General features: G+C 30.6%; 14 protein-coding genes and 1 pseudogene. 11 read left to right on the forward strand and 4 right to left on the reverse strand.

Features of this window, described 5'->3' with window-relative positions:
• From ACQ3F0_RS26220 to ACQ3F0_RS26245, 6 genes and pseudogenes are all read left to right on the forward strand, one after another.
• Positions 1–79 (forward strand): IS3 family transposase (locus ACQ3F0_RS26220; RefSeq protein ID WP_428868228.1); only part of this gene is annotated, 79 nt, incomplete at its 5' end.
• Between the two features lie 319 nt (positions 80–398).
• Positions 399–1,586 (forward strand): iron-containing alcohol dehydrogenase, encoded by a 1,188-nt coding sequence (locus ACQ3F0_RS26225; protein ID WP_428868779.1) that lies wholly within the window; start codon positions 399–401, stop codon positions 1,584–1,586.
• Positions 1,587–2,006: 420 nt separating this feature from the next.
• A pseudogene (locus ACQ3F0_RS26230) lies at positions 2,007–2,852 on the forward strand (IS3 family transposase); the annotation flags it as partial.
• A 226-nt stretch (positions 2,853–3,078) separates the two neighbouring features.
• Positions 3,079–4,170 carry a GerAB/ArcD/ProY family transporter gene (locus tag ACQ3F0_RS26235; protein ID WP_428868780.1) on the forward strand — a complete coding sequence of 364 codons (1,092 nt, stop codon included), beginning with the start codon at positions 3,079–3,081 and terminating at the stop codon, positions 4,168–4,170.
• 208 nt (positions 4,171–4,378) lie between these two features.
• The gene (locus ACQ3F0_RS26240) at positions 4,379–4,552 is read left to right on the forward strand and encodes a GNAT family N-acetyltransferase (RefSeq protein ID WP_428868791.1); all 174 of its coding nucleotides are present in this window, start codon (positions 4,379–4,381) and stop codon (positions 4,550–4,552) included.
• 430 nt (positions 4,553–4,982) lie between these two features.
• Positions 4,983–6,203, forward strand: coding sequence for a trans-sulfuration enzyme family protein (locus ACQ3F0_RS26245; protein ID WP_428868781.1), 1,221 nt, complete (start codon positions 4,983–4,985; stop codon positions 6,201–6,203).
• Between the two features lie 220 nt (positions 6,204–6,423).
• Here the strand turns inward: ACQ3F0_RS26245 and ACQ3F0_RS26250 are convergent, their stop codons facing one another.
• Positions 6,424–6,948: a permease gene (locus tag ACQ3F0_RS26250; RefSeq protein ID WP_428868782.1), complete on the reverse strand. Its 525-nt coding sequence runs from the start codon at positions 6,946–6,948 to the stop codon at positions 6,424–6,426.
• A gap of 1 nt (position 6,949) precedes the next feature.
• Entirely contained in the window at positions 6,950–7,432 is a 483-nt protein-coding gene (locus ACQ3F0_RS26255) for a permease (protein WP_428868783.1), read from the reverse strand.
• Between the two features lie 435 nt (positions 7,433–7,867).
• Between ACQ3F0_RS26255 and ACQ3F0_RS26260 the strand changes: the two genes are divergently transcribed.
• From ACQ3F0_RS26260 to ablB, 5 genes are all read left to right on the forward strand, one after another.
• On the forward strand, positions 7,868–8,218 hold the full coding sequence (locus ACQ3F0_RS26260) for an ArsR/SmtB family transcription factor (RefSeq protein ID WP_428868784.1): 351 nt from the start codon (positions 7,868–7,870) through the stop codon (positions 8,216–8,218).
• Between the two features lie 177 nt (positions 8,219–8,395).
• Entirely contained in the window at positions 8,396–9,418 is a 1,023-nt protein-coding gene (locus ACQ3F0_RS26265) for a permease (protein ID WP_428868785.1), read from the forward strand.
• A gap of 23 nt (positions 9,419–9,441) precedes the next feature.
• Entirely contained in the window at positions 9,442–9,669 is a 228-nt protein-coding gene (locus tag ACQ3F0_RS26270; protein WP_428868786.1) for a thioredoxin family protein, read from the forward strand.
• Positions 9,670–10,158: 489 nt separating this feature from the next.
• Positions 10,159–11,475 (forward strand): lysine 2,3-aminomutase, encoded by a 1,317-nt coding sequence (gene kamA / locus ACQ3F0_RS26275; RefSeq protein WP_428868787.1) that lies wholly within the window; start codon positions 10,159–10,161, stop codon positions 11,473–11,475.
• On the forward strand, positions 11,468–12,307 hold the full coding sequence (gene ablB / locus ACQ3F0_RS26280; RefSeq protein WP_428868788.1) for a putative beta-lysine N-acetyltransferase: 840 nt from the start codon (positions 11,468–11,470) through the stop codon (positions 12,305–12,307). The genes kamA and ablB overlap by 8 nt, the downstream gene beginning before the upstream one ends.
• 284 nt (positions 12,308–12,591) lie before the next feature.
• Here the strand turns inward: ablB and ACQ3F0_RS26285 are convergent, their stop codons facing one another.
• Together ACQ3F0_RS26285 and ACQ3F0_RS26290 are read right to left on the reverse strand one after the other, a co-directional pair.
• Positions 12,592–13,944: a GH1 family beta-glucosidase gene (locus tag ACQ3F0_RS26285; protein ID WP_428868789.1), complete on the reverse strand. Its 1,353-nt coding sequence runs from the start codon at positions 13,942–13,944 to the stop codon at positions 12,592–12,594.
• Positions 13,945–13,966: 22 nt separating this feature from the next.
• The coding region (locus ACQ3F0_RS26290) for a GH36-type glycosyl hydrolase domain-containing protein (RefSeq protein ID WP_428868790.1) at positions 13,967–14,735 on the reverse strand (769 nt) is incomplete at its 5' end.

Below are 14,735 nucleotides of genomic sequence, written 5' to 3' on the forward strand. Positions count from 1 at the left end.
TTACAATAATTATAGATATCAATGGAACCTAAACAAGATGACTCCTGTACAATACAGAAATCATCTCTTAGCATCTTAACACCCTTTTTAAATTGTCCTTGACATAGGTACCATTTTATTTTGAGCACACCCCCTTAGTATTACAAAACCTTATTATTTTTAAATTTAAGTTGCACTAATTCTTCATCAACATTATATAGAGCGGCGATTTGAGAAGCAGTAAATTATATTAGTTTTTTAATTTTTTATTGAACACTATCTTCCATAGTGATATAATATAACAAGACGTATATGCGAAAAGGTTACGCAATTATGAATATGCGTATGGTGGACAAAATATTACTTTGAGTGTCAACGTGGATAAAAGTGTAAAATAATTTAAAGAGAGGTAATAAAAAATGAATAACTTAAATTGGAATTTCCCTACTGAGTTAGTTTACGGTGAGGGTAGAATCAAGGAGATTGGTGAAATAGCTAAAGGCTATGGAAAAAAGGCTATGATTGCTACATATGCAAGAGGAGGTTTTTTAGATCCAATCATCGACAAAGTTGAAACTTCATTAAAAGAAGCGGGCGTTGAATTTGTAACTTTTACAGGGATTGAGCCTAACCCTAGAGCACAAACTATCGACAAAGCAATTGACATGTTTAAAGCAGAAAATTGTGAGTTTGTAATTGCTCTTGGTGGTGGTAGTGTTATTGATGGTTCAAAGTACATTGCAGCTACAGGATTCTCAGGTGGAAAGTCTTGGGATTATGTTGTATTAGGGGATAGAAAGCCTAGAGAATATACAGGTGCTTATCCAATTATCTCAATTCCAACAATTTCTGCATCAGGTTCTGAATGTAATGCAGGTGGTGTATTAACAAATGCTAAAACAAATGAAAAGAGTTTCTCAAGATCAGCATATAGATTCCCTAAAGTGGCAATTGTTGATCCTGAATTATTAACTTCAGTACCATTGTTAATTACAAAAGATAGTTGTATCGATATTTTCTCACACTTGATCGAGCACTATTTATCAAGTCATGCAGAATCAGAATTTGCTGACAGAATTACAGAAGGTATTATTCTTACATTAAAAGAGAATTTTGATAAGATTATTAACAACCTTGAAGATACTGAAGTTAGAGGACAACTTGCTTTATGTTCAATCTTCGGATGGTCAGGAATACAAGCACTTGGAAGAACTGGTTGTATTCCAATGCACTCAGTTGAAATGCCTTTAAGTGCTATTTATGATTTACCTCACGGAAGAGGGATGACAATCGTAATTCCTCCATATCTTGAGTTAATGGCTGATGTAATGCCTGAAAGATGGGCTAAATTAGCTAGAAGATGTTTCGATGTAACTGAAGAAGATGATTTAAAAGCAGCTAAAATGCTTTCTGGTAAAGTTGTAGAGTGGTTTAAGTCTACTGATTCATACTTAACACTTTCTGATGTTAATATTCCTGATGACCAATTTGAAAAAATGGCTGATGATATAGTAAGAATGTTCCCAGGTAGTGAACCGAATACTACAAATGGACCAAGACCGGTTACTAAAGAAGAGATTATTAAAATCTTTGAAATGTGTAAGTAATTTCTAAAGAATAATTAATTGAAAAATACCACCACTTTATATTATGAAGTGGTGGTTGTTTTAGTTAATACTATATCATTAGTATTTATTTCAAATAATGTTATAATGAATAGGGATTTCTAAAAATTGGGTTATTTTAAATGATATGAGCTACAAAGATGCCGCCTCCAAGTTTGCAATTAAGTATGCTCTTGTATATAAATAGACTAAAAAATATCTAGAAGATGGTGAAGAGGCCCTCAAGTATAAAAAACGTGGTCCAAAAGCAAAACAATTATTAGATGAGGAATCTCTAACAGAACTTGAAAAGCTCAAATTAGAATTAGAACGAGAAAAAGCTCTAAGAAAAAGAAGAGAATTTGAACTGGAAGTTCTTAAAAAAAAAGAGGAGTTCGAAAAGAAAAATCATTATCGAAAGTAAGAAATGAATCCAGTTATCAGACTATCCATTATTATTGCTCGCGTGGTTATTCAGTAAGCATGATGTGTAAAGCATTACGAAGTGCATACTACAAGTATAAAAATAGAGTTGAACCTGATAAGGAAAAGATAGATAAATTATTATGCTCATTAATTAAAGAATATCACTTAACTTTCGATGGTATTTTAGGATATAGGCGTATGACTATGTATATCAATCGTTTGAATCAGAAAACCTACTCTGTAGGATATATACGTCGTTTAATGGGCTTTTTAGGTATCTCGGCAAGAATAAGACGAAAGAAAGTAAATAGGAAAAAAGTGAAACCTGATTACATTAAGGAAAATATTTTAGCAAGACACTTTCAAGCACAGAATCCAAACGAAAAATGGTTAACTGACGTAACCGAATTTTCTATATCAGGTGATACACGAAAACTATATTTAAGTCCAATTATGGACCTTTATGATAACAGTATCATAGAGTACGAATTATCATTCAAAAACAATAATAAGCTTGTATTTAAAATGTTTGAGAACGCAATAGAAAAGCATCCAAATGCTAAACCAATTTTCCATAGTGACAGAGGCTTTCAATGCACATCGACTCTTTTTAAGAATAAAATTGATAAGCAATGGATGCAACAAAGTATGTCTCGAGTTGGTAAGTGCATTGATAATGGACCGATGGAAGGCTTTTTGGGAATACTAAAATCAGAAATGTTTTATGGAAAGAAATTTCATGTGCATAAATTTTTAATTAAATTACCTGTCTACTTGACAAGAGTCGCATCTTTCAGGAGTAGCTGTCATTTCTTCCGAATCGATATAGGGAAGGTTTCCTAATAAAGTTTATATCATCTTGAGTGGAATCATCATATACTTAACAGGTTCATGTATGCGTGGATGTAACTTGGTTCTGGAAAATCTTACACTTCAGAGGTACTAGTGATACATATAGAGTTGAATTTGCTAAATCTAATTAAAATTATATACTAGTGTAATATTGGTTAAACTATGTTTGTAGGTGTAAATATTTTAAACATTGATCATCTATAATTTGGAGGAAAACATGAAAAATAAAGTTATTTCCGATAAACAAGCAATATTACTAATAGCTGTTTATTTGATTGGAGAATCTTCAATACTAGTAATGGGACTGGAAGCTAAAAAAGATTTATGGATAGCTATTATTATTGGAATATTTATAGCATGCCTTTTAATGATTGTTTATTCAAGACTTCATTATCTTTTTCCGGGAAAAAATTTATTTGATATTATTGAAGTATGTTGTGGACCGTTTATTGGAAAGGGAATTATATTATTATTTACTATATATATGTTCGATTTATCAGCTATAGTTTTAAGAGATTTTGGAAACTTTATATCAACTGTTTCATTAGATGAGACACCTATACTAATACCAATGATAGTAGAAACACTTTTAGTTGTTTTTCTAGTAAAGAATGGAGTTGAATTAGCTGGAAAATGGGCAGAGTTTTTTTTCCCCATTCTTGTTTTTTTTATATTAATCATAGTTTTATTATTAATCCCAACAATGGATATAAATAATATTAGACCTGTTCTATATAATGGTATAAAACCAAGTATAAAAGGAGCTTTCGCAGTATTTTCAATTCCTCTTGCTGAAATAATAGCATTTACTATGGTTTTTTCAAACTTTAAAACAAAAAAATCTTCTTATAAAATTTATTTTCTAGGTTTATTAATAGGAGGAATGTTAATATTTATAATTTCTTTAACTAACATTTTAGTTTTAGGGGTAGATCTTACTTCAGTGTTATACTTTCCTTCTTATAATACTACCACAAGATTAAATATTGGAGGAGCCTTTCAAAGATTAGAAGTAATATCAGCTGTTGTATTTGTATTAGGAGGTTTTATTAAAATCAGTATATTATTGTTATCTGCCTGCAAAGGAATTACTAAAATATTTGGATATACTGATTATAGATTTATAGTGATTCCTTTTGCTTTACTTATGATTAATTTATCTTATTTTGAATTTGATAGTGTAACGTATTATAGAGAATGGAATATGGATATATATCCATATTATGCATTACCATTTCAAGTGATTTTACCTATTATCATCCTTATTATTGCTGAAATAAAGAAGAAACAGTTATTAAATATAAAATAAAAGGAGATGAGAGTTTTTCGGTTGCCCTCCTCAATATGAGTACTGGTGCCAGTTAACATTTGTTCATGTTTTGTTAAATAGCACAGGTGATTTTTGCGAGGAAACGTAGTCGACGAACTTGATAACTTCACAGCTCTTTGATACAAGTACTTGGGAAACAATCCTTTAATATATGGTATGAACACGATCTATGGACACTTATTGATAAATAACAAATGAGCCAGTTGGTCATAGTGGATTGCTTGAAAAGGAAGTAGAAAGCAAAAATGAAATAGAAGTAATTTATGTTATTAATGAGCAACATTGGGGAAAAGGATTTGCTACTGAAATTGCTGAAGCATTAATTCAATATGCATTTAATCAAAAGGACTTACAAGAGTAATCGCGCTAATAAAGACTGAAAACAAAGGATCAGAAAAAGTAGCGTTAAAATGTGGTATGAAACTAGAAAAAGAAGTTATAAGAATGGAAGATATAAAAATGTATTTATATGTAAAAGAAAAGAAATAAGGTCTTTTCATTGACTATAAGTAAATTTATAATCAAATTTATCAAATTGAGGAAAATAATTAGAGGAAGAAATAATTATTAGAATAAGTTCAAAATATTACAAAAAAAGTATTGAGTTAACTTGAAACAAGTGATAAAATACATTTAAATATCATTTTAAACGATTACAAAAGAGGAAAAGACAATGTTTGTTGTTGGGATTTAAAGATGTGGACAAGTCTTTTATAATAGAGTTTGTTCAAAAAAAACACAAAGAATCAACAATATAAAATATATAAAAATTATAAGAGGGGGTTCAATATATGTCAGATAAAATATGTTATGAAACTGTAGGATTTGATACACAATACATTCATGCGGGTCAAAAGCCGGATCCATCAACAGGAGCATTGGCTACACCTGTATTTCAAACATCTACTTTTGTTTTTGATAGTGTAGAACAAGGAGCTGCAAGATTTAGAGGCGAAGAGCAAGGCTTTGTTTACACAAGGGGAGGAAATCCAACTACAGCTCAGTTAGAAGAGAAAATGGCATCTATTGAAGGAGGGGAAGCATGTATTGCTACTGCATCTGGAATGGGAGCTATTGGGTCCACATTAGTAACTCTTTTAAAAACAGGGGATCATATAGTATGTGGGGATACAGTATATGGCGGTACTTCTGTGCTTATGCATAAGGGACTTCCGCAAATGGGGATAGAAGTATCTTTTGTAGATACTACAGATATAGCAAATTTACGAAAAGCAATGAAAGAAAATACGAAAGTAGTATATTTTGAAACACCAACAAATCCTACAATGAAAGTCACAAATATTAAAGCTTGTGCAGAAGTTGCTCATGAATTTGATGCTTTATTAATAGTAGATAGTACTTTTGCACCACCACCAATTCAATACCCACTAAAACTAGGTGCTGATATTAGTATTCATAGTGTAACTAAATATATTAATGGTCATGGCGATGTAGTTGGTGGTGTTATTACAGGATCTAAAGTAGTGTTGGATCAAATAAAAGGTTTAGGCTTTACTCAAATTTGTGGTACACCTCCAAGTCCATTTAATTCATGGTTAGTGCTCAGAGGAATGAAAACATTAGGTCTTAGAGTGAGAAAACATTGTGAAAATGCTACGAAAGTTGCTGAGTTTTTAGAAAACCATCCTTATGTAGAATCAGTGTATTACCCAGGATTAACTTCTCATCCTCAACATGAGTTATGTAAAGAGCAAATGAATGGGTACTATGGAGGAATGCTGTCTTTCGAATTGAAGGAAAATATCAATGGAATGTCAGCATTTGAGGCAGGTAAAAAAGTATTAAATAGTCTTAATATTTGTTCAATAGCTGTAAGTTTAGGTGATGTAGATACACTAGTACAACATCCAGCTAGCATGACTCATTCAAGTGTAGATCCTGAAGAGAGGATAAAACTAGAAATTACAGATGGATTAATTAGATTGTCTGTAGGATTAGAAGATGCAGAAGATATTATTAAAGATTTAAAACAAAGTTTAGAAAAGATATAGTCATGAAACTAAACATCAGAGAAATCTGATGTTTTTTTAAATAAAAGAATTTTAATTAAATTGTTATATAAATAGGTAAAGCTACCAATAAGATTTCATCTAAATTCTTGTATGAAATAAATTAGATCTGTTGTATTCTAAGATGAATAGATATTGATAAGAAAAAAATTACTTAAGAGTTAAAAAAATACTATCTCCACATCTAATCTATTTGATATTCTTAAGCAATACTTCTAGCTTTTAAAACAATTTCTGTTTTTTCATTTTGAGTTAATAATTTTTCAATTAATAAGGTGCCTATTAGATAAATTGATAAAAGTGAAATATTCATTACTAACGTGAACTTTAAACCTAAAGTTGTGATTTGATAGAATATTATAGGAATTTTTGCACTAGCCCATACCATAAGAAACAGTAATACATTTGAATATCGTGCACCCTTTTTTATCATTATAACTGCAACAGGAAAAGCTGCTATTAATGGCCCAGCAGCAAATGCACCGAAGAAAAATGCTATTGCTATTCCAAGTAACCCAGATTTTTCACCCATTAATTTAATCATGGTTTCTCTTGGTATCCATACATCCATTAAACCTATTAGCACAAAAATAGGAGGCACAATTTTTAGCATACTTATAAATTGAAATGCTGAAGATTCAATTGCTTTTATCCCTAAAGTACTATTATATATAAATAATCCCAAGATTAATAAAACTGCAATTATAAGCGAACTATGTTTTTTCATGTTATATCACCACCCATATAATAATTGCTACAATTAATGAAGCTGTAAAACCTAATACATTACGTAAAAATGTTGATTTTTTACCAAAGAATTTTATCTCAGTAGGGATATAAACAAAACCAACAGCCATTACAGAAGAAATAAATCCTGCAATTTGAGCATATCCAGCACCTTGGGTAATTAGTTCGGCACCTAATGGATAAGCTACAAAAGGAGGCATAAAGGTTACTGCACCAATTAGCACTCCTAGAATAATTCCAATGAATCCAGAATCCTCACCTAGAACTGTTTTTATTATTTCAGGAGTAATGATTGTTAATAGAACTCCTACTATCATAAACAGTGGAACTAATATTGGTAAAATTTTCTTGAATGACATCCACCCCTTTTTTAGACCTAACTTTGTTTTCTTAGGGCTTTTCGCAAAAGAAACAATTACTAAAACTATTGCAGTTAAATATAAAATAATTGTTGATATATCCAAAAGAAATTCCTCCTTTTTCAAATAATTATTATAAATTTACTTTGAAACTCGTATTCAAATAGATTATATACCCTCACAGGGTATATGTCAAGAAATGTTGTTGATGTTATTTATATATAGAAAGATAGTGTATCCATGAGCCATAGAAAAAATAACGAACATGATTTATTAACAAAAAAGATAAAATAATAAATCTTATATTTTATAATAATATCCAAATCAATTGGTATTAAATTAAATACATATATTTGTAATTAACGCAATACTTTTTATTAGAGCATTCTTATAATTTGGGGTTACTATTCCTCAATGTCCTCCTTTAATAATTTTTAAATAATTAAATAATCCTTATTTGACAAATAAATGAAAAGATAGTACTATATTACTATAAGCATATACACATATGGGTATAAAAGAATGAGAAGAGGGGTATGAATGGACGAATTAAATAAATTTTTTAAAATGCTTTCCGATCAAACTCGCTTAAGAATAATAATACTTCTGTATTATCAGGAACTTTTTGTATGTCAAATATGTGGAATTCTTGAATTATCTCAACCCAAAGTATCAAAACATCTTACAAAACTTCGCGATATGGGATTTGTAAAAGATTGTAGAAAAGAGCAATTTGTTTATTATAGATTAAATTTACAAGATTCTGTTTTAAAGAGCATCGTAGAAGAAATTGCAAATAATATAGATAAATACCCACAAATAAAAAAAGATATTGAAAATATGAAATTGAAAGAAATTTATTTCAATAATTGTATCAAAAAAAATAGATAAACAATGATTGAGGTAAAAAAGTAATAGATGTGAAGAGTTATTTTTCATAATTATATATAGGGTATATGAGGTGTGGTGTGATGAGAAGATATTGTCCATGTGGATGGTGTGGCACTTGATTTATTTCATTTAAAAATTATATATTTTTAGATTTTTGAATGAAATGGAGGGTGACAATTGAATATTATATTATCAGGATGGCAAGCGTTGGTTGATTACTTAACTATCACTAGGGTTATTTCCCTTATTATAGCATTTTTTCTTTCAGGAGCAATTTCTACTTTTATGTCCAAAGGTGCTGTATTGAAGTATTTTGGTCCTAATGCTAAAAAGTCTATTGCTTATACAATCGCTTCAGTTTCAGGAGCTATACTAGCTGTTTGTTCCTGTTCTGTATTACCTATGTTTGCTAGTATAAGGAAAAAAGGAGCAGGGATAGGACCGGCAGTTACTTTTTTATTTGCAGGACCAGCAATTAATGTTTTAGCGATTATATTTACATTTAATCTTATTGGTGTAGACATAGGATTTGCTAGGGTTATATCAGCAATTGTACTATCTATTATTATTGGCATATTGATGTCTATTTTGTATCAAAAGAGTGAAGAAATTGATCCAAATGAAAATATGTTTAATATACAAGAGGAAAATGAAAGGACTTGGTGGCAAAACTTAATATTTTTTTTAGTATTGCTTGCCATACTTATTTCAGGTGTAAAGCATCCAATTATCACAATTATTTTCTTTATTATACTAATCGGTATATTATTTTTGTACTTTAAAAAAGAAGAACTTTTAAATTGGTGTGATGAGACATGGTTTTTAGCAAAGAAAATAGTTCCATTATTTATTATAGGAGTGTTTATAGCAGGAGTGTTAACGGCTATTATTCCTGAAACTTTTATGGTTAAATTTGTTGGTAACAATTCACTAGGTGCTAATCTTTTGGCTGGAGTATTTGGTGCATTCATGTATTTTGCAACTTTAACTGAAGTACCAATTGTAAATAGTTTTATGGAACTTGGGATGAATAAAGGTCCTGTACTTGCTTTATTATTAGCAGGCCCTTCACTTAGTTTACCTAATATGATTGTTATTGGAAAAGTAATGGGAATAAAAAAGACATTGACCTATGTATGCATTGTAGTTGTTTTGTCAGCTATTGTAGGTTTTTTAGTGGGAAATATAATATTTTATTAATAAATAATTAGGAGGAATATAATATGGTAATTAAAATTTTAGGTTCAGGATGTGCGAAATGTAAAAAACTAGAGGCTAATACTAAAGAAGCAGTAAAAGAAATGGGCATTGAAGCAACTGTTGAAAAAGTACAGGATATTCAAGATATCATGAGTTATGGAGTAATGAGAACACCAGCATTGGTAGTTGATGAACAGGTGAAAATGATGGGAAAAGTACTTTCAAAAGATCAAATAAAAAAGTATCTATAATTTGGTTAAACCACAAAAAGTAAGTTGAACTAAAATCAACCACAATATCTACCGCAGATTGACGCGTTCTGACGCTATATATTGTGGTTGAAGTTCAACTAAATTACTTTTTGTGGAATAACTATAATTTAGTATTTCAACAGAAGATAAAAATTATTAAAATTACTCCTTTCATTGTCTGATTTAATCAAGAGAAGAAAGGAGTTTTTATAATGAGAATTTGTTCGGTTTATGGTAAGAGTATAGATGAAAGAAATCAAATTAATTAAGCATACAAATAAAACAGTTCAAATTTACTGTTTTTCTTTTTTTCAGTAAAATGTAATAAAGGTTCATTATTTAATTAAAGCTTTCTCAAATGTTTAAGTAAATAATAACTTACTAATAAGAATAAATTTTTGTATAACTAGAATAATAAAAGTATAAGTAGAAATATATAGATATAACTACGAAGTAGTATATCTATATATATGTACGAGGAGGAATATAATGCAATTACTAGTAGATGATAAAGTAAAAGAACTTGAAAAGAATTATAAAAACAAGAATCTTTCCTATTGGAAAGATTGGAAATGGCAACTTAAGAATTCTATAACAAAGATTAGCACCTTCGAAAGGCTTTTAGATATTAGATTTACAGATGAAGAAAGAAACGAGTTAAAGGAAATCACATCTAAATTTCCTCTTTCAATAACACCTTACTATTTATCATTAATTGATTCAGATGAGTATAAAAAAGATCCAATATTTTTACAAGCATTTCCTTCAATAAGTGAATCTCTAGTTGGAAATCATGATATGACTGACCCTTTACACGAGGATAAGGATAGTCCAGTTCCTGGAATAACCCATCGTTATCCTGATAGAGTTTTATTTCATATAAGTAATGTATGTGCCATGTATTGTAGACACTGTACAAGAAAAAGAAAAGTGGGAGATGAAGCATCAATTCCTGATAGAGAAGAACTTAAGAAAGGAATTGAGTATATAAAAAATACTCCTGAAGTTAGAGATGTTTTATTATCTGGAGGAGATGCATTTTTACTAAGTGATGAAAATTTAGATTGGATATTAACAGAAATTAGAAAAATACCACATGTTGAAGTAATCAGAATCGGCTCTAGGATTCCAGTAGTTCTCCCATATAGAATAACAGATGGATTAGTAAATGTGTTGAAAAAACACCATCCTATATGGGTTAATACTCACTTTAATCATCCAAGAGAGCTTACAAAATCTTCAAAGGAAGCACTTGCAAAACTCGCAGATGCGGGAATTCCTCTTGGCAACCAAAGTGTTCTACTAGCTGGAATAAATGATTGTCCGGAGATTATTAAGAAACTTTGCCAACAATTAGTTAAGAATAGAGTACGTCCGTATTATTTATATCAATGTGATTTATCAGAAGGGTTAGCTCATTTTAGAACTCCTGTTTCCAAAGGTATAGAGATTATGGAACGTTTAATAGGACATACAAGTGGTTTTGCAGTTCCAACATATGTAATAGATGCCCCAGGTGGAGGGGGAAAGATAAGAGTTATGCCAAACTATCTTATTTCTTCTGCTCCAAATAAAGTGATTCTAAGAAACTATGAAGGGATAATTACATCTTATAAAGAACCGGATAACTATAAAAACCATGATTGTAATAAAGGTTGTGAAGAATGTAAGCTCCTAATGAAAACACATGAAGCTGATGAATATAAAGCTATAGGTATAGAAAAACTTTTATTGGATTCCAATGATACAATCTCATTAATTCCAGAAAACAATAATAGATTGCAAAGGCGAGAAGATAATGATTAATTATGATAATATTGAGAAAGTAGGTAACTCCACAATTTGTCATGGTAAATGCAATGATAGAATTTATTTAATGAAACTAGATAAAGATGATTATCCCCAAATAATATATACTTTAGAAGAAATGGCTATAGAAAATTGCTATACTAAAATATTTGCAAAAATACCTTATTCATTAAAAAGTGAATTTGTTAGGGCAGGATATATTATCGAAGCTATCATTGATGGATTTTATAATGGTGTTGAAGATATGGCCTTCATTAGTAAGTTTTTTAATAAAGAAAGAGCTACTATAAAGGAAAGCAATAAAGTGAAAAAAATCATTGATATATCTCTCTCAAAGGATAAAATAAAAGAAAGAGTAGAACTGCGTGAAGAGTACCAATTTCATGTTTGTGATAAAAATGATATAGATCAAATATGTAAAGTATATAGAGAGGTATTTGAAACATATCCATTCCCTATTCATGATAAAAAATATATTCAAAAAACCATGGATGAGAATTTAATATATTTTTCTATAAAACATAAAAATAAAATTGTATCCTTAGCATCTACAGAAATGGATTATTCATCAAAAAGTGTTGAAATGACTGATTTTGCTACATTACCTGAATATAGAGGTAATGGGTTTAGTATATTTTTACTAGGTAAAATGGAAGATAAGATGCGACGAGAAAATTTTTATGTGGCATTTACTATTGCAAGAGCTTTATCATATGGAATGAATATTACTTTTTCAAAATTGAATTATAAGTATGGTGGTACTTTAACTAACAATACTAATATTTCTGGTAATATAGAAAGTATGAATGTATGGTATAAGGTTTTATAAATTTCAAAAACAAAGGTGTGCTTTAGAGCACACCTTTGTTTTTGAAATAGAATTGATAAGTCACTTTTTTTTGTAAAAATTAGTGACTTTAGGACAACAATATATGACTCTAGTTTTATTGTAAATAACTACCAATTTTAGTGATATTATAGTCACTATTGGACAGTTAAAGATATAAAAAGAGCTGTGAAAAATGAACTTTATATAAATTTTTTAGTAGAAGATCAGCATTTGCATCATGAAGAAAATGTTGTTAAGCTTGAAAAGCAACTGATAAAACTTGGTTATGAAATAGAATTACTCTCTATTACCTTTTTGTACCATACTGCAGATTCCTTTAAAATACGTTTTTGAGAAGGATAATCTATATATATAAGCCCGAACCTAGGCCCATATCCACTGTTCCATTCGAAATTATCCATAAGAGACCAATGAAAATATCCTCTGATATCTGTTCCTCTTTGTATGCTTTGATGCATTTTAAGAAGATACCGCCTTGTAAAATCAATACGGTCTGAGTCGTGAACTTTTCCATCTAAATTTATTTTATCGTTACAGGCAAGACCATTTTCTGTAATATATATAGGGAGGTTATATCGCTCATATAGGAAAAATAATCCAAAGTCCATTACCTGCTCTGTTACAGGCCATCCAAGAGCTGTCCTTGGATAACCTGAAATACGTGGTACATAAAATGGTTCTCCGTTCTTTTCGCAAACTTCATGACCGTTATATACATTAATGCCCATAAAATCCAAAGGTTGAGTTATAACATCCCAATCTTCCTTCTTAACGAAAGAAAAGTCTTCAAGTGAGGCAAACTGACTGCAATGGGTATATTTGCCAAATATAACAGCATCCCAAAACCATGTATGACTAAAAGCCCAAGAATCTGAAGAAAGAGCAAATGTTTCCTGTCTAGCAGCGGAGATATCTGTAGGTGTTTCTGTAGATGGATAACATAAATTTCCCGTAGTTACAGCACCTATCTTGATAGGTTGAATTGCTTTTTTTCGCATAGTTTTTACCGCTTTTCCGTGAGCAAGTAGAAGATAGTGCATAACTTTAACGGCATCTTTTACTGGAAGTTTAAAGCCGGGAGCATGAGTGCCTTCTAGATAACCAAGCAAAAGAGTAATCTGTGGCTCATTTAAAGTAGCAAAAAAAGTAACACAATCTGAAAAATGTTCTGCAACAATACCTGCATAATAGGCAAAGGCATCAGATATTCCTTCCCATTCCCAGCCTCCTTTTTCTTGTAAAGCCTGAGGTAAGTCCCAGTGATATAACGTAATATAAGGCGTAATATCATTTTTCAGTAATTCTTGAATCAAATTATCATAAAAAGCAAGTGCTACTTCGTTTATATCTCCAGTGCCCTTGGGCAGAATTCTAGGCCATGAAATAGAAAGTCGGTAAGCTTTTATTCCTATGGATTTCATTAGTTTAATATCTTCATGGTATCTGTGATAATGGTCACAAGCCATATCACCTGTCTCATCATTCTCGATGTTGCCTTTCTTATGTGAAAAAACGTCCCAGATGGACGAACCTTTTCCATCTGCATCCCATCCGCCTTCTATTTGATAAGAGGAAGTAGCACTTCCCCATATAAAGTCTTTAGGAAATTGCATCATAATAATCCTCCCTACCTGTATATTATCCCATTACAACAAGAACTTCACAGTATTGATTTTGCATTTCTATAGGAATGGTATTACCCTCGACTTTTATGCTGTTAACATATAATTCTTTTACCCCTTTTTGTACATGAGAAGGGTTAGTACAATGAATGTGATAAATGACATTACGAAATTCTCTTGTGACAGTGAATTCATCGAAACCTTCAGGAATACAAGGGTCTATGCGAAGTCCTGAAAAGTCAGGTATAATCCCTAAAATATGCTGAGAAACGTTGACAAAGGTCCAAGCAGCGGTACCGGTTAGCCAGCTATTCTTCGCTTCTCCAAAATTTTTAGCATCCTTACCAGCAATCATTTGACTGTATACATAAGGTTCTGTTCTGTGAATATTGCTAATATCTTCTAGATAAGCAGGACATATTTTCTTATATAATTCAAATGCTCTATCACCATGACCAATCATAGTTTCAGCAATTGAAATCCATGGATTATTATGGCAAAAAATACCTGCGTTTTCTTTGTATCCTGGTGGATATGAAGAAATCTCTCCTAAGTTTAAATAATATTTTTCATAAGCAGGCTGTAAAAGTACAACTCCATACTTGCTATCTAGATATTTCTCAACGGATTCTAGTGCTTTTTCAGCCATATTTTCCTTGATTCCTACGCCTGCCATAACACAAAAGCCCTGAGGTTCGATGAAAATTTTTCCTTCATTACATTCTTTGGAGCCAATTTTTTCTCCAAAAGCATCATATGCACGTAAGAACCATTCTCCATCCCAC

The organism is Clostridium sediminicola, assembly GCF_050402865.1.
Lineage (GTDB): Bacteria > Bacillota > Clostridia > Clostridiales > Clostridiaceae > Clostridium_AF > Clostridium_AF sediminicola.